This is a genomic window from Desulforegula conservatrix Mb1Pa, assembly GCF_000426225.1.
Taxonomy (GTDB): Bacteria; Desulfobacterota; Desulfobacteria; order Desulfobacterales; family Desulforegulaceae; genus Desulforegula; species Desulforegula conservatrix.
Map to the genome: position 1 here is coordinate 60774 of NZ_AUEY01000013.1, position 16673 is coordinate 77446.

At 42.6% G+C, this 16673-nt stretch carries 11 protein-coding genes and 1 CRISPR repeat array (1 of these 12 only partly in view); of the genes, 3 read left to right on the forward strand and 8 right to left on the reverse strand.

From position 1 onward, the window contains the following. Positions 1 to 1334: direct repeats of the CRISPR family, unit length 32 nt; unit sequence GTTTCAATCCACGCTCCCGCGCGGGGAGCGAC; it begins 1932 nt to the left of the window's first position. Positions 1335 to 1560: 226 nt separating this feature from the next. The 8 genes from cas2 to K245_RS0107275 all read right to left on the reverse strand — a co-directional run bounded on the left by cas2 (position 1561) and on the right by K245_RS0107275 (position 10087). After that, positions 1561 to 1851 carry a CRISPR-associated endonuclease Cas2 gene (gene cas2, locus K245_RS0107240; protein ID WP_027358751.1) on the reverse strand — a complete coding sequence of 97 codons (291 nt, stop codon included), beginning with the start codon at positions 1849 to 1851 and terminating at the stop codon, positions 1561 to 1563. A 9-nt stretch (positions 1852 to 1860) separates the two neighbouring features. Beyond that, on the reverse strand, positions 1861 to 2892 hold the full coding sequence (gene cas1c, locus K245_RS0107245; protein ID WP_027358752.1) for a type I-C CRISPR-associated endonuclease Cas1c: 1032 nt from the start codon (positions 2890 to 2892) through the stop codon (positions 1861 to 1863). After that, positions 2876 to 3541, reverse strand: a complete 666-nt coding sequence (gene cas4 / locus K245_RS0107250; protein WP_027358753.1) for a CRISPR-associated protein Cas4 — start codon at positions 3539 to 3541, stop codon at positions 2876 to 2878. Before cas4 ends, cas1c begins: the two co-directional genes overlap by 17 nt. Before the next feature lie 6 nt (positions 3542 to 3547). After that, positions 3548 to 4423 (reverse strand): type I-C CRISPR-associated protein Cas7/Csd2, encoded by an 876-nt coding sequence (gene cas7c, locus K245_RS0107255; protein ID WP_027358754.1) that lies wholly within the window; start codon positions 4421 to 4423, stop codon positions 3548 to 3550. A gap of 3 nt (positions 4424 to 4426) precedes the next feature. Then, complete coding sequence (gene cas8c / locus K245_RS0107260; protein WP_027358755.1) at positions 4427 to 6130, reverse strand: type I-C CRISPR-associated protein Cas8c/Csd1; 1704 nt, start codon at positions 6128 to 6130, stop codon at positions 4427 to 4429. Next, positions 6127 to 6777, reverse strand: a complete 651-nt coding sequence (gene cas5c, locus K245_RS0107265) for a type I-C CRISPR-associated protein Cas5c (protein WP_027358756.1) — start codon at positions 6775 to 6777, stop codon at positions 6127 to 6129. Before cas5c ends, cas8c begins: the two co-directional genes overlap by 4 nt. Before the next feature lie 20 nt (positions 6778 to 6797). Beyond that, positions 6798 to 8987 (reverse strand): CRISPR-associated helicase/endonuclease Cas3, encoded by a 2190-nt coding sequence (locus K245_RS0107270; protein ID WP_035276725.1) that lies wholly within the window; start codon positions 8985 to 8987, stop codon positions 6798 to 6800. 104 nt (positions 8988 to 9091) lie between these two features. Beyond that, positions 9092 to 10087: a helix-turn-helix transcriptional regulator gene (locus K245_RS0107275; RefSeq protein ID WP_027358758.1), complete on the reverse strand. Its 996-nt coding sequence runs from the start codon at positions 10085 to 10087 to the stop codon at positions 9092 to 9094. 526 nt (positions 10088 to 10613) lie between these two features. Between K245_RS0107275 and K245_RS0107280 the strand changes: the two genes are divergently transcribed. From K245_RS0107280 to K245_RS0107290, 3 genes are all read left to right on the forward strand, one after another. Next, a complete protein-coding gene (locus tag K245_RS0107280) occupies positions 10614 to 11939 on the forward strand; it encodes an acetyl-CoA hydrolase/transferase family protein (RefSeq protein ID WP_027358759.1) in 1326 nt (441 codons plus the stop codon). 440 nt (positions 11940 to 12379) lie between these two features. Further along, positions 12380 to 15520, forward strand: coding sequence for a P-loop NTPase family protein (locus K245_RS0107285; protein ID WP_027358760.1), 3141 nt, complete (start codon positions 12380 to 12382; stop codon positions 15518 to 15520). Then, a complete protein-coding gene (locus tag K245_RS0107290; RefSeq protein WP_027358761.1) occupies positions 15510 to 16352 on the forward strand; it encodes a mechanosensitive ion channel family protein in 843 nt (280 codons plus the stop codon). The genes K245_RS0107285 and K245_RS0107290 overlap by 11 nt, the downstream gene beginning before the upstream one ends. The last annotated feature ends 321 nt before the right edge of the window (positions 16353 to 16673 follow it).

The following is a 16673-nucleotide window of genomic DNA, read 5'->3' on the forward strand; positions in this document are numbered from 1 at the left end:
GCGGGGAGCGACATTATCAGAAAATTCTTTTTTGATTAAAACAAATGTTTCAATCCACGCTCCCGCGCGGGGAGCGACTGCATATTGACCTGCCTCTAACTCTTTATTCCATTGTTTCAATCCACGCTCCCGCGCGGGGAGCGACCCTTCCTGAAGCATCAAGCGCTGGAAGTTTACCAGTTTCAATCCACGCTCCCGCGCGGGGAGCGACAAAACGAACGGGAATATTGCTATGCTCCAAGACAGTTTCAATCCACGCTCCCGCGCGGGGAGCGACATGGGCATATTCGGTGGAAATTGTTTGTGGGTATGGTGTTTCAATCCACGCTCCCGCGCGGGGAGCGACCTCTTGCAGGAGCTAAACCTAAACCCCAAGCAAGTTTCAATCCACGCTCCCGCGCGGGGAGCGACGCTTTTGATTGGTATATGAAAAACCACTCTGATGTTTCAATCCACGCTCCCGCGCGGGGAGCGACATATTGCGGATAAGTGGGAAGGGAGCGAATATTTGTTTCAATCCACGCTCCCGCGCGGGGAGCGACCTTTCTTCCTTCCGGCTAATAGGTCATATATGTATGTTTCAATCCACGCTCCCGCGCGGGGAGCGACCCGAACATTTTCTATAAGCTCTATGATTACGAGAGTTTCAATCCACGCTCCCGCGCGGGGAGCGACGTGCTAGTTATTCACCTTGTTTGGATTTGATAAGTTTCAATCCACGCTCCCGCGCGGGGAGCGACTTTTTAATGATGCAGCCGACTTTGATTCTGGAGAGTTTCAATCCACGCTCCCGCGCGGGGAGCGACCAGTGATTCAACGTTTTCCACAAGTATTCGGGATGTTTCAATCCACGCTCCCGCGCGGGGAGCGACACACGGCTGGAGAAACTCCGGTTTTATCCAGAAAGTTTCAATCCACGCTCCCGCGCGGGGAGCGACTTCAACGTTCCAATGCACTCCGACACTACACTGGTTTCAATCCACGCTCCCGCGCGGGGAGCGACCCTCAGCAAATTACTGCACTGCTTGACGCAATTGTTTCAATCCACGCTCCCGCGCGGGGAGCGACTTCGAGAAGTGCCTACTGGCTTAAGCCCACTGAGTGTTTCAATCCACGCTCCCGCGCGGGGAGCGACGGCTTGCGGTCTATGCAATATCCGATAAAATTGTGTTTCAATCCACGCTCCCGCGCGGGGAGCGACTTTGTGCCTGGATAAAATTCCTGATTCGAATATGTGTTTCAATCCACGCTCCCGCGCGGGGAGCGACTCCTCTTCTGGACAGTCACGGGAGATATTCAGTTGTTTCAATCCACGCTCCCGCGCGGGGAGCGACTACAACAATACAACTATCTGGTACTATTCAAAAAAAAGAGCAATTTACGCGAACCCTTTTATGAACATTATAAAAACCAGAAAAACACCTAAAACAATCTCTCTGAAATCAATTATTTCAACAGGTTATCTACACCGCGAATCTCATACCAGCCAATGAAGCAAAACTTAATGATTGTCTTTAGATCAAGCACCATATAAAAAATCAAGCTTACGGTTCGCAGACATCAAAATATAAGTGGGCCTTCCTGATCTATTCCAGGCTTTGCCCCAAGATGTTCCACTCTTCTTTCCCAGTTCGATCCTAAAAAATAAAATCTCAGGCTGTCCTTTTCAGGATCAATTTCGGAAAACAATCTCTGCCTAAGCTTTACCCACTGGGCAGGATCGATAATGCACTCAAAAACAGAATACTGAACCCTCTGACCATAATCCTTGCAGGCTTTTGCCACCCGACGAAGCCGTCTTTGCCCACCATAATCTTCAAGAGATACGTCATATGTTATCAGAACAAACATTGGCCTCTCCTATTTCCATATAAAAGGCGGATAAGCATCAATATCACCACGCATAAACCGGGCAAGAAGCATGGCCTGTATATGAAAAACAAGGCCAAGGGTAATCTTTTCATCTATAAACGGATGATAAATTTCTTCCTGCTTACGTTTCTGATATGCGACAAGAAGAGCTTTTCTGGTTTCATCATCCATCAGAACTGCTCCCGATTCTGTTGTCTTAAACCCTGAAGGCTTGATTTGCGACAGATTTATAAGTGATAGAGCCAGACGATCGGCAAAATAGGGTCTGAATTCTTCCATCATATCAAGAGCAAGCCCTGGTCTTCCCGGCCTGTCCCTGTGAAGAAAACCAACTGCCGGATCAAGCCCGACAGTTTCGAGGGCAGATCGGACATCATGCAAAAGCAGGGTATAAATAAATGAAATCAAACAGTTTACCTTATCAAGCGGAGGCCTTCTGCTTCTTCCGTTAAATTTGAACTCGTCTTTTCTTGAAAGGATGAGATGATCAAAAACACTGAAATAATTTTTGGCGGACTCTCCTTCAATCCCACGCAGAGAATCAAGATCACTCGTCTGCCTCAACGAATCAAGGCTTGATTTAAGCCTTACTGAAGCAGATGAAAGCTCTTCCGAAGCTATTTTTTCTCCGTGATCCCTCAAAACCCTGTCCAAGACTCTTCTGCAATTTGATATTTTGCCCATTATGAAAAACCGGGCAAGGCTTGCCGAATCTGTTTTGCTGTCAGCCATTCTGTACTGGGTTCTTCTAAGCAGCACATTCCCGGAAACAGGGCCACGAACAGAAGCGAGAAATCTGCCGTACTCGCTAAGAAAAGTCACAGCCACATCGTTTTCCGCACAGAAACCCATAAGCGGAGGACTCATGGAAACCCTGCCGAAACAGACAATTCCGCCGATGGTATGGACGGGAATATATCCTTTGATTTCGTTTTCAACTTTTATCTGGACGGTCTCGCCTTCCTTATGAAGATAAGTTCCCTGGGTTGTTACAAACATTGTGTTAAGATGCTTCTTCAAAGTTTTCACCTCCTTCAAAAACAGCTTTTTCAAGCCATTTCAGGGCAGACCTTTTCTTTCCGATTACAAGGGGCATACATTTTTCAAGAAATGAACAGGAGTCGCACTTCTTTTTTTCATAGACAGGCTGAGGAGTTATGCCTGAATCAACAAGCCTGTGAAATGATTCGGCTGCTTTCCGGGTTTCATTTCTGAGATATTCATCAAAGACAACATCCTCGCGCCTTCGTGGCTGACCATAAAAAAGAGCGCCAGCAGGAACAGAAACACAAAGCATTTCCTCAAGACACATAGCCTGGGCACAAAGCTGAACCTTGTCAGTGAGATCTTTTTTAGGCTTACCTCTTTTGTATTCAACAGGAAAAGGTATGAAGCTGTTTTTGTCTTCTGATGAAGGGTGGAACTCCACAACATCAGCTATGCCTGACAAACCAAGAGACAAAGAATGAATCTGCAAACTGTAAGTAATCTTGATTTTTCCTTTGTCTGACGAATCTCCACTATCCACCCTTTCATGAAGGACACGGCCCTCCGCAGTAAATCTATTTTCTTCCCACTGCTGCTCTACATGAATCAAAGCGCACTGACGGGGACAGAAAAGAACATGCTGAAGCCCTGAAATAGGAATAAGCGAAGATTCGTCGTACATAACCACCTACAGTTTCTCTATCATTTCAACATTCTGAGGACATCCGCCAGCAAAGTCTATTGTATAATCGGTAAATGACCGTGGAGGTTTTTCAGAATCATTACGTTTTACAGAAATAAGATCGAATAGTTTATGGGCTGGAGCATTTCCAAGCTTGTCTGAATGTTTGAATACAAATAGCTTCCTTGCGTTCATTTTGCCCCTTGCCGCTGAATGATCATGATCAAACATATTTATGAGGGCATTCCAGAAAAGCTCAAGATCAGCTTCGGAAAACCCTGTTTTTTCTGCAAGGTGAGAAGAAATATAGCCTTCAACCCGATACAAACCGTAAGGAACAATGTGCTTACGCCCCATTGTTCTGTTGTCTCCGGACTGACTTTCAGCTTCTTTTTCAGTTGTTACAGCCATTCTTGTTATGCTCAGTTCAAGGGGGATCACAGGATCAATGCTTTTGGCAAAATTTATCTGAACTGGGCCGCGTACCTGACCGCAGTTGACATCTGTTGTCATAACTGCGCCGAATGTTCTGACATCAAAAAAATTGGCGCACATCCAACCTGTTATTTTCTTTGCTTCCTCTTCTTTTTTTGGAAGCTTTTTGCTTTCCTGATTTATTTCAGGATTTGCCAAATAAGCCCGTTTATTCTGAAGATTCAGAACAGCTTTTTCCTGAACATAGATATTGAACCCGCTTTCATTAACCTTGGCTATTTCAACAAAATTTCTAACCTTTCTTTTCAGACAAACATCTGTAACGAGTCCGTTGCTCGTTTCAGGATCGATTCTCGGCATATTTCCAGCGTCAGGATCTCCATTGGGATTGCCATTTTCTACATCAAAAAGATAAACAAATTCATATCGATTCTGAATTGCAGCCATTTTCTATGCCTCCGTTGTTTCTGTTGATTTTTTAAAGAAAGCCTGACGCTGATGATAATATCCAATTGAAAATTCACCCTGCTGGCTAAGCTTCAAATGGGCAGGGAATGAATCAATCTCTGACATTATTTCCTCGATCATTTTATCTATATTGAACCCATAATCCGATTTTTGGATATGATGCTGGGCAAGTCTTACAAGTTGAGGAAAAACAGCTCCAGGAGTAGCTGAAGCAGCGCCGAAGTATCTGTCCCTGATTGTTGAATTTGCCCCTGGCACGGCATCCTTCTGTGCCTTTTCAAGTACAGCAAAAAGCCGCCCTAACCTGTAAGCAACACTTTTTGAATTCTGATCAAGACTCATTCCAACCTCCATTATATTTTTGTCACCAAAACGTTTTTTTCTTAAGAGAAAGCCCTTGATAATCGACGCTCTTACATAGTTGATGTCTCCTCCAGCTCTAATCCTTGTAATCACGGCAGAAAGCAGACTTTCAGGATAGGCTGAACCAGATATGATCGAACGCATCATATGCCCGCTAAGAAGAGGAGATATGTTTTCTGTTTTTCCCAGAGTTGCAGTTTCCTTTAAAATCATCCAGACACTTGGAAAATCAGGATCCTTATCAAACCTCTTTTCAATTCTAAGATCATTGAAATGAAGGCTCATATTATCCAGTATCTTCCCAACCGTGCTTGACATCCAGAAGCGAATGGAAATTCTCGCTGCATTAGGAGACAAACCAAGAATAAAAAAACCTATATCCTTATCAACTCCCGGAAGATTCTTTCCATCTCTGACAGCTTCAAGGAAGTCCTTAATCTTTTTATTGTCTTCTTCGCCTGTATCCCTCGAGTCCCACAAATTGCCGAACATATCTTCAACTGGAGATTCTCTTTCTGTCCAGAAAACTGTTGTGGCATCACCTATCTGAATTCTCTGCCTGCTTTCATTTCTTAGAAGATGATTTAGCGCCGTTGTGTATGCAAAAGCACTTTCTTCACTGACAGGTGCGTTAAGGCTCTGCTCCTTCTTGTAGGAACAAAATGCAGACAGATTAAAAGAAACAATTTGTGCGCCGCTGGTCTGCGCTCCCCTGACACTTTTTATTGGTGGATGAAGCTGGGCGAGTGGCTTTATATCTCCGCAAACAAGACATTGCGCTTTAATAAATGAACTGTTTTCATTATAATATGACAGCCATATCTGCTTTACCTCTGGGCGCTCATGAACATATTTCAAATCTGTTTCTAACTGAAAAACCAAGTTGGTGCCGAGGACTTCTTCTGTAATGAAAGGATTATCAGGACTCATTTCAGGAACCCACGAATCAAGAAATTTCAATACAGCCTGAAATCCTTCATCCTCTGTTTGGCCTCCGACAATATGATGATAATCCCTGAAAGCCTCAAATTTTTTGAAAGCGTTGCCCTTTGAGTCAACTCCCAAAACATAGCCAGAATTATCCCACATAAAATTAGGTGAGACACCGGAAGTTCTTTTTACTGCTTCAGGCGTTACAACTTGTTTCGGGAACTTCTTTTTATTCTGGATCTCTCTAAGGTCGTTTATTCTCAGCATCCGACCTTCTTTATCAATTACAATAGCAAAACTTATTTTTTCACTACTAAAACCAAGCGGAGAAATATCACTGCCTTCATCTAAAAGAAGTCTTTTATAGTATTTATCGAGCTCCTGAATGATCATCCCCTCACCTCCTCAGACACAAATGGAGGCACATCGATAATCCCATCTTTTGATTTGGCCCGGAAGAATCTCGGAGTCATTCCGTTATTGAAATCGATATCATGCAGCATCCACCCATAATCCTTTTCGCCTTTCAATTCTGAAGCTGGAACTTCATCTTCTACAAGTTCGAATGCTGCTGAAAACTCACGGCAACCAAGGCATGGAGTATTGAAGCATTGCCCTTTTCTCGCCCGTCTTTCAAACATCTCCTTATGTTTTAAGGGATTGTTATCGCCGGACAGGATCTCAAAATCAGCTTCAATTATATAGGAGACATCCTTTAAAACCATTGCTGCCCTCTGCTGTCTATCGTCCTCAATAAAAACTGAAAGCTCTGTTTTGCGATCTTTCATGGCTTTCTTGATGTTTGAGGCTGAAAGAACATTACCCAATTCATTTCTTCGTATGTTGTCAAATTTGATTGGATTAAGGACATGAATACGCCTGACATTCCACCTTATCTCAGGTTTCCAGTATACGGCCTCGAGTATGCCCCTTGCAGCCGAAGGGGTCATGATATCGTATGAAACCCTTTCCACCTTCATCTCAGGCCTTGTGAAACAGGCATAAGGCCCCCAAACTTTGAGCTTTATTCCATAAGCCATTTTCACCTCCGTTTATTATCTTAGAAAACCAGGCTTTCAGGTTCATGATGATAAGGATTGCTTAAATCCAGTCCGAATTTTTCATCGTAAAGGCTGCTATTTATCAGCACAGCATAACGATCTTTTATAAGCTCAATATTTCCGAGTTTTATATGCTGTTCTCTGATTTTATTAGGAATCTGTATGCTAACTCTCTGGGCCTGCCTTGCAAATGGAGCAGGAAATTCACTGAATCTGAGACCGTGAATTATACATGAAGCAGTCCCCTGCCAGTTAACGATTACAGGCTCGGTATCCTCTTCTATGATCCTGAATTTCCCAGCTATACCCTCGAAAGGAAAAAGAATATCTGTTTTGCCTTCGTTAAGATCTGCAAGAATGCCCTTCTCATCCAGTTTGTCTCCTTTCTGCCAATAAAGCCTTGAAAAATATTCATTCACGGATTCAAGGCATAGAGGATCTTCATGATGCCTCAGTACGATTGAAGCTGTATCCGCGCTTTGCCTCAAAAAACCTGCTGGTATGCGTGTTTCTGGGTTAAAAACATATACATGGCCTTTTTCAGATAAACGGCCTTCCCTGTTACATCTTCCAGCAGCCTGGGCTATGGAATCAATGCCAGCAATGCAGCGGTAAACCACAGGAAAATCAAGATCAACGCCAGCTTCCACAAGCTGGGTGCTTATTACCCTGCATTCTGTGCCGTTTTTAAGCTTTTCTCTTATTTTATTCAAAACTTTTGAACGGTGGGCAGGACACATAAGTGCGCTCAAGTGAATAGATTCGACTTTTTCAGAAATTTTTTCGCAAAGAATACGGGCCTGTTTTCTGGTATTTACAATGCACAAAACCTGTCTGAATCCTGCAACTCTTTCAACCAGTTCATCATCTGTCAAATCACCCAGATTTTCAGTTGCAACTCGCCTGAATTCTTCGTAAAGCCTTGACGGGTCAGGAGCTATTTCCGTGACATTCTTCAAGCCGTTCTTAAAATTATCTGAATAATCAAGAGCTGGTTGGGTTGCTGTGCATAAAACCACAGTCGAATCATAAACCGCGGATATTTCTTTCAAGGTTTCCAGGCATGGCAGAAGAAAGGGGGCTGGCAGCATCTGCGCTTCGTCCAGAATAATGACGCTGTTTGCAATATTATGAATCTTTCTGGATTTGGACGTTCTGTTTGCAAAGAGAGATTCAAAAAACTGTACGTTTGTTGTTACTATCAGAGGCGCATCCCAATTTTCCGAAGCAAGCTTTGATCTATTGTCATCATTATCAGGCAAAAAATTGCTGTGATGCTCAAGAACTGCGCCATTTCCGAATATATCCCTGAAAACGCCTGCATTCTGCTCAATTATGCTGGTATAAGGGATGACATAGATGATTCGTTCCTTGTTATGTAGGTTGGCGTGTTTCATTGCAAAGGCAAGGGATGAAAGCGTTTTCCCTCCACCTGTTGGAACTGTCAGAGAAAAAAGACCTGTAGGTTTTTCAGCTGACTTCTGACATGCCCCAAGAATTTCACGCCTTAAAGTATTGATTTTAGAAGGTTCGACCTGATTCATTTTTCTTTCAAGTTCGGCCTCAAGCTTTGGATACAATTCTTTTAGTGAAGGATATCCTTTCCTCCATGAACATTTATCCTTGTCAAAAAACTCTTCAGTATCGAGAAAATCAGCATCAACAAGACAAGAGAAAACCATCCTGATAAAAAAAGACAGTCTGAACGCAAAACGATCTTTTTCCTCTTCATTTGAAAGTTTCACATTAAAAGGGAAATCAGGAACTTTTTTAAAATTTAAAATGCTGTCTGGTTTTGCGGAAAAATCAGGAATTTTCTTTTCAAGACGCTTTAAAAGACAGGCCTCATCATTATTTTTACCATCCTGAAGCCCTGTATGATGCCCTGAAATTATATATGCAAGTATTCTTGCCGCAGCTTTTGGCAAAACAAATCCGGCATGTTTAGCCCCTGCTGTTGCATGATCGACTTTTTTACCGCCTCTTAATCTATGCTGAAATTCCACAGAATATTTTCCGAGGTCGTGCCACAGGCCAGCAAGATATCCCCAATCACCTGAATGGAATTTTTCAGCAAATTTCTTTGAGAGTTCAGCGGTTTCTTGTAGATGATCTTCAAGTAAATGCCATTCATCTTCGTTCAAATTACCGTCAATTGAGTGAGCATAGAACGTTTCTGTTTTTTCCATTTCCATTTCACCATTTATGAAGATTAGGGTTAAAACAAAAAAACCTTATTGGAATTAACATAACCCCCAACTATGACATTTCTGTCATACTTCCCAAAAAAATCTCATATAGAGTTATTTTTCAGCATCTCCGCTATTTCCTCCAAGATCTCCTGTCTCATCTTCACAGGGTCAATCACCCTTGCATCTTTCCCATAGGACAAAACCCATCTTTTTACGTCAGGCCAGCCGCAGGTCTGCATTTCAAGGATGATCGAACCGTCTGGATTCTCGGTTATTCTCTGATCCTCGGCCCATCTTCTTTCTCTTATGTATTTGGCAACATATTCTGAAAACCAGATACGGCATTCAAAGCAGTCATCCATTATGAGCCCGAAAGGCCGGTTCAGGAATTCAGGTGCATCAAAGCCTGACGGATAATCAAAAGCTTCGTCTGTGATCTCGACATTTTCAATTCTCTCAAGGGCAAAAGTTCGAGACTCACCGCCCGGATCAAGGTGAAGAAGAAGATAAAGTCCGCCGTTCTCCTGAAAGAAATGAAGCGGTTTGGCGTGGTAATCCCTGATGATATCTGACTTGAAGGAATGGTAACTGATGCGGCATTTTTTGCGGCCAATAATGGCTTCCAGAATATCCAGCATAATATCTTCATGTCCGCTGTAATTCTTGGCAAATCTAACCCTGTTCAAAAATACTGTTTCCATGCGCTCAAAAACCTCAAGCAACCTTTCTGGCGCAAGTCCCTTGAGCTTGCTGAAAGACGAATCAACATATTTGAAGATCTCGCTTTCATAAAAAACCGACGAAGAGCCTTTCAGGAAACTGAGTACAAAGAGTTCGGGCAGAGTAAAGCTGAGGTCGGGCACATTCAAGTTTTTAAGTTTGGTGAGATATGATTCTTCTATGCGCCATGTTTTCTCCCGTTCCCCATCAATTCTATCATTATATATGGGGATGCCAATATGTTCTATGGCTTGCAGGATTCTGTAGACCTGACGGTCGCTTTTACCTGTAATCCTGGCTATATCCTTTTTTGTGGCTCCGTTTTGTCTGGCGAGAAGATCCATAACCTTTAGCATTTTGACAATATTTCCCCACATACAGTTCACCCTATAACATTTTTGGCTGGATTCAATGGATGGTAATGAGAATATGATGAAAAACTGAATGATAGACTGGTATGAATTTTGGCAAAAAAGCAAGTATAGAAACCTACCTCTAATATTATTTATAAAAAAATTAATAATATTAAATATTTGCTAATGACTATAAACAGAACGTCCACAGTTTTTTCCGCTCAGGTAGTTACTTTCAGCTGTTTTCAACATCTGTGCATATATCTGTTCTGCGGATAAGTCGCATTATTTAGTGACGTCAAAGTGATTGAGGCTTCTGACTTTGTAGGCTTAGATCCCAAGTGGAATTCAGTATGATTACTGCCTGGAGTCCAGGGGAAACAATGGCATCAAAAAATTACCGGTCAGACTTTATTTATTTTTCTTGGAAATGATTTTCGTGGTGCTTTTGAAGTTGCCATTCCATTTTTTTTGGTGTAAAAAATTAACGTTAACGTAAAGGATACCAACTCGATATGATCCATAAAACGTTTTTTCAACGGAGTGACGCATGAAAGCAGCAAAAAAACAAATCACCTGGCAAGAAGAATACCAATCCAAACTCATGACCGCCAAAGAAGCTGCGGCCAGGATCAAATCCGGCGACAGAATCGCCCTTTCAGGTGGAACATGCATACCACCAGCCTTTTGCACCGCATTATCCGAACGGGCCGGAGATGTTAAAAATGTGACACTGGCCCTGGGATACGCTCTGGGCTTTTACGGTTTCATGGCCCCTGAAAACAAGGATAGCTTCTCCATCGAAACCATGTTTGTAGGACCTGTGGAAAGAATGTGCATGGAATTCGGAGTATCGGCATATGTGCCTCAGCATCTGGGCGATGTGGGAGCCTTTACCGAAGAAGGAAATTTCAATGTGGTAACATCTGTGGCAACCCCTCCTGATGAAAACGGATACATGACGAGATCTTTGTTCGGATCATTCCTCAACAAAAATACCATTGACAAGGCCGATACTGTAATTATCGAAGTCAACAGAAACTTTCCATGCATGAACACCGAGGCTTTCAAGATCCATGTTTCAGAGGTGGACTGCATAATAGAACATGATGCCCAGGTTTTTGAGGTGCCTGAAATAACCATCACCGAGACCGAAGAAAAAATAGCGGGATTCATAGCCGACATGATTCCTGATGGAGCTACCATACAGCTCGGCTTCGGCGGCCTTGGCAACGCCATCGGACATCTGCTCAAAGGCAAAAAGGATCTGGGCATGCACGCCGAGGTCATAACACCGTCTGTGATGGAGCTGATGAAAGCAGGTGTAATGACCGGGCGGAAAAAGAATTACAAGCCTGGCAAGGTGGTGGGTGCTTTCTGTGTTGGAACCAAGGCATTCTACGATTTTATCGACGGGAATATGGATCTGGAATTCCATGAAATCTCTGTGATCAACAATCCACTTGAAATAGCCAAAAACGACAATCTGATATCCATAAATAATGCGCTGATGTTCGACCTCACCGGCCAGGCAGCATCTGAATCCATAGGAACAAAACAGTACAGCGGCACAGGTGGCCAGGTGAATTTCGTACATGGAGCAAAACTTTCCAAGGGAGGAAAAAGCATCCTCACGCTGAACTCCACGTATACAGACAAGGAAGGTAACCTCCGTTCCAAAATCCTCCCTGTTCTCCCTGAAGGAACGGTTGTCACCACATCAAGAAACGATGTGCAGTATGTGGTCACAGAGTATGGGGTGGCAAATCTGCGTTTCAAAAGCATCCCTGAAAGGGCAAAAGCCCTGATTGCCATAGCCCACCCCGACTTCCGCGAAGAACTGCTGGAAGAAGCAAAAAAACACGGATGGCTGTAAAAGCCCTGATATAGCCCCAATGGAATAATGACCGGCCTTTTGTGTTACAACTGGCCGGTTATTTTTTAAATGCTGCACCTGCAAGTATGAATTTTTAACTCCCCAAACAAACAACTGATATTGACAAAATCTCAAAAAGTCCGATTTACATCATTGCGGTGCAGGCCGGAATCCAGAAATATCTAAAAACACACAGATGCCGGATCAATCCCGTCATGGTAACGATGCCTTTTGTGACTTTTTGCGACGCCATCAGTATTTAATTCCGGTTTTAACTCAAAAACACATTGATCACACATCAAAAACTCTGATTTTTAGAAACACCCTCTTATTTTAATAATTGTAATAAGTAGTTTATAAAAGCGCTTTTTTTTACTAATATCTTTTTCCAGAGCCACTTTTCGTCAAAATGATTCAAACCCAATAAAAGGTGAGCATCAATGGCCTATAAAAAAGCCCTTCTTATACTCGCATGTTTTTTGTTAACTGCCTTATCCGCAAGCAAACATCTTCATGCTAAAACAGCCCATACAGAACCCCGGCCATGCCCCTCCGAAGCCACCCTCTTTTCTGAAATGGAGCTAAAAAGACAGGATCTTCTGAAAATAGAAGCTGGGCTATCAGAACTGATAAAATCCGGAGCAGGTGGGAATGCATCTCCTGCCGCACTTTTTGTAACTGACCTTAACGATAATGAAGCCATAGCCCAAAAAGTGGAAGAGCTGGAAAAACAACAGAAAGAAGGCAAAAAGCCGGACTATACCTCGGACTATGGCACAGATCAGGCTTATTTTAATAAATGTACGTCAGGAAATAAAAATGCCGAAATTAAAGCGAACGAACTGGCTGACCTCAACTTCAGCATAGATTCTCTTAGGCTGAAATTCCTTTCTCTGCCTGAAACAGAAAGGAAAAGACTACTTGAGACAAAAAAAGAGTTAAGCAGCCAGAAAGAACTGCTGGAATACCTAAAAAACCAAAAAAACGAAGCTCTTGATCAAAAGGAACAGGCAAATAAATCCCTCCAGGAAGCAGAACAAAAAGCCATCAACGAAAATAACAGATTATTAAGGGATATTGCATCTGAAAGAGCCATCCTGGAAAAAACGAAATCAGATATTGCCGATATCCAGGCCAAATCAGCCTCTGAAATGGAGAAACAGACCTATCTTTACCATGAGACGGAGGAAAAGCTGGCGGAAATAGAGGCGGCTCTAAGTGCCGAACAAGACCAGGAATCACTGAAAAAGTCCTATAATGATATCCTGTCCATATGGAGAATGCTTGTTGACAGCACATTCAAAAACTCTGGGGCATCTTTTTATACTTCTAATATTTCAAAGCTTCCTGACATTCCTTCTTATCCTTCGAGTCTGCTGAAAAGGGCTGAAAAAACCGAAGAGGCTGAAAACTACATCAAATCATATAATGAAGCCCAAAATCTGAGGGCTGATCTTCTATTAAAAGGGAAACAGCGCCTTGACGAAAACATGGCCCTCCACTACAGGCTGATGATTAAGGCAGGCAAGATCAGATCCACTCTTTTAAATATTGCGAGAAACGAAGGATATATTCGTTTAGACAAAGTTCTAACAGAAAGGCACATCAGCGATATATTCAGGGAGGCCAAATTAGTACCATACAGATGGATAGCAATATTCTATGTTAAAATTGTTGACGTAAAACACAATCTCATGTCCGGAATAAAGGGCTGGATTCAACTTGCAGAAAACATAATATTTTTCATGCTCTTTCTGACCATCCCCATATTTTACTGGCTGATGATGAAAAAAATTACGGCTTATATCAACCAGAGCATAATCAGACTTCATTTCCAGCGATTCGAAGACCCAGGCGCAGGCTCCATGTCCACATTTCTGAAAACGTCAACGCCCTATCTTCCCTGGGCTGGAACAATAATAGCCGTCACAGTGGCCAAAAGCATAACTAAAAACACCGTATTCTCAGAGATTGAAATTCTTCTGCCCTATATTTCACTATACTGCTGCTACAGGATATTCAGGCTTTTTTTCAAAGCAGCCGTTTCCATGGCCATAGTCCAATCAAAACTCGGGTCAGAATTAGAAAAACCTGAAAAAATTGAGGAATCAGTCAGATCTACAGGGCTTGTCATCTTCATATCACTTTCAATTCTGTATGCCATAGAAAGCATGATAAGCATGGGAATAATATACGTGCTTGCAGTCAGGATGATTCTAATATGCTCGGCGGCAGTAATAATATGGGTCATATCAGGATGGAGAAAGGAACTCTCCGGAGCCATCAGATCTAAATACAAAAACCGGATTCTGCTGTTAATGGCCTCTGGCCTTGAAGGCAGATTCAGTCTTTTATGGTCCATTCCGGCATTTTTTTTCTTTTCACTGTTAATCGCCTTTTACTGGTTTAAATTACTGAGTGAAAGATTCGAAACCTACAAAATTATTTCAGCCACCATCTTCAGGAAGAAACTGGAAAATATAACAAAGGAAAATGAAAAAACAAAAACTGAGCTCCCTGAAGAATATGCGAAAATGTTCACTTTTAAAGTTCCTGATGATCCTGACATACTCATTTCACCTGAAGACGACCTTCTTAAGGATCTTCTGGAATCAGTGGAAGATTGGATTAAAGGATCATCAAAGGGGCACTCTGTCGCTATATACGGAGACAAGGGATCAGGCAAATCATGCCTTATGTGGAGACTCGCCAATTCAGTTCAGGGAGTAAGAATAATAAAAATATCAATACCGCCCAAAATGACGGACAGCAAAAGCATACTGAACTTTTTCGGCCAATATTTCGGTCATGAAACCATTGACGGCGATAGCATCATCAAAAATAACGACGAAGGATCAGGCAAGACACTTTTTATGATTGATGAAACCCAGAATCTTTTCCTTGGAACGGTTGGGGGATTTGACGGTTTCAAAGCCTTTCTCGATCTTGTCAACTCTGACGATCTGGATGTTTACTGGTGCCTGGGGTTCAACAGGTATGCCTGGATTTATATTTACAACGTCCTGGGAAAGAGACCTTATATAAATGAAGCAAGAAGAATGCGTCCATGGACAGATAAGGATATCAAAACCATGATTGAAAAAAGGCATTCGAAAACTGACTTCAGAATATCCTATGAAAAAATAATCAAGGCATCAGGAAATGTTTCAAGGTTAGAAAGCATGGCCCAGGCCGAGTCGGACTTTTTCAGACTAATATGGCAGCAGTCAGGTGGAAATCCAAGGATCTCCATACACATCTGGCTTTCAGCTCTTATATTCATACCGCCTTATACCCTTGAAGCAGGACTTCCTGCCAGACCGGATATTTCAGGAATTTCAGGGCTTCCCGAAGACTCCCTTTTCATATATTCCGAAATTCTTAAACATGAAAACCTGACACTTGAAGAAACCATACTTTCATCAAATCTTCCGATTGGTGTTGTAACCCATGCACTCAGACTCGGCATCAAGAAAAAATTCCTGGAACAGTCAGACGACGGGCGTTACAGAATTTCCATATTTTTCCAGAACACCCTTATAAACCATCTTAAAGGGAGAAACTTCATATATGAGCAGTGAAAACTATTCTGACATAATAAAATTCATGACGCAGCTGAGACTAGACTGGTTCATCCTTTTAATTCTGGGCATAGTTGTTCTCACATATACGGTTAAAATACTCCGCAAATGGGCAAAAACTCTGTCACTAAAATTCCCCAAACACAGGCTGCTTGTTTTGCAGATTGAAACCACGGCCGTATTTTTCGTCTATATATTTGGCGGTACCGTGATGGTTTATTCAGTTCTGAGCCCTGCCAAGGAACTGATGATAGCCCTCGGAGGCGGCGTGATCGTGGCAGTCGGTCTTTCGCTCAAAGATCTTGTGGCATCACTGTTTGCAGGTCTTATCCTGCTTTTTGACAGACCTTTTCAGGTGGGAGACAGAATGAGTTTTGACTCATCTTACGGAGAAATAAAATCCATAGGATTAAGGGCAGTACGCCTTCAAACCCTTGACGACAACACGGTGACAATCCCTAACGTCCGCTTCATAACAGATGCTGTTGCCTCAGGCAATTCAGGGGCTCTCGACATGATGGTGGTGGTGCCTTTTTATGTCGCCCTCGACGCAGATATTGCAAGGGCAAGGGACATAATATATGAAACGGTCGTAACGAGCTGCTATACTTACCTTAAAAAGCCAGTGCTGATAGTAGCCTCGGAAGAAAGCTTCCAGACAGGCTTTTTCATAAAACTGAGCGCCAAGGCTTATGTTCTGGACGTCCAGTATGAGGAACATATGAAGACAGATATAGTGTTCAGAACAAACGAGGCTTTTCTGAAAGAAGGGATAAAAAGACCGGTTCTCAACTATAATCACATGGGTGAAAGAAAGCTGGGCGAGCCATGATGCAAGTTGATCTGGAAACCTTTGCCAAGGTTACATTTCCCTATAGGGTGTGTGCCTTCCGTGCACGCACAACTCGCTTGGCGAAGACAGTGCGTTGAAAAGCGCCACCAACCCTTCTTTTGCCTTGTTTCAGCAAAACTTAGGCTATCTCCCCCCAAAAAAACACAACTTTGAATTGCATTCTTCAGCAGACAGGCCTTTACATTTTTTGATTACCATTTTTACTCCGCCATGCTTATCTTAAGGCATGTGAAAGATTATCCAGATATGATGGAGGTGTAGCATGGCAAAAAATATGATCCAATTTCAAAAAGGAAAGAG

Bases quoted from the DNA above. Each gene is read 5' to 3' on its own strand.
- cas2 (WP_027358751.1), bottom strand. From the start codon at position 1,851: ATGTTTGTTCTGATAACATATGACGTATCTCTTGAAGATTATGGTGGG.
- cas4 (WP_027358753.1), bottom strand. From the start codon at position 3,541: ATGTACGACGAATCTTCGCTTATTCCTATTTCAGGGCTTCAGCATGTT.
- cas7c (WP_027358754.1), bottom strand. From the start codon at position 4,423: ATGGCTGCAATTCAGAATCGATATGAATTTGTTTATCTTTTTGATGTA.
- cas8c (WP_027358755.1), bottom strand. From the start codon at position 6,130: ATGATCATTCAGGAGCTCGATAAATACTATAAAAGACTTCTTTTAGAT.
- cas5c (WP_027358756.1), bottom strand. From the start codon at position 6,777: ATGGCTTATGGAATAAAGCTCAAAGTTTGGGGGCCTTATGCCTGTTTC.
- K245_RS0107270 (WP_035276725.1), bottom strand. From the start codon at position 8,987: ATGGAAAAAACAGAAACGTTCTATGCTCACTCAATTGACGGTAATTTG.
- K245_RS0107275 (WP_027358758.1), bottom strand. From the start codon at position 10,087: ATGTGGGGAAATATTGTCAAAATGCTAAAGGTTATGGATCTTCTCGCC.
- K245_RS0107280 (WP_027358759.1), top strand. From the start codon at position 10,614: ATGAAAGCAGCAAAAAAACAAATCACCTGGCAAGAAGAATACCAATCC.
- K245_RS0107285 (WP_027358760.1), top strand. From the start codon at position 12,380: ATGGCCTATAAAAAAGCCCTTCTTATACTCGCATGTTTTTTGTTAACT.
- K245_RS0107290 (WP_027358761.1), top strand. From the start codon at position 15,510: ATGAGCAGTGAAAACTATTCTGACATAATAAAATTCATGACGCAGCTG.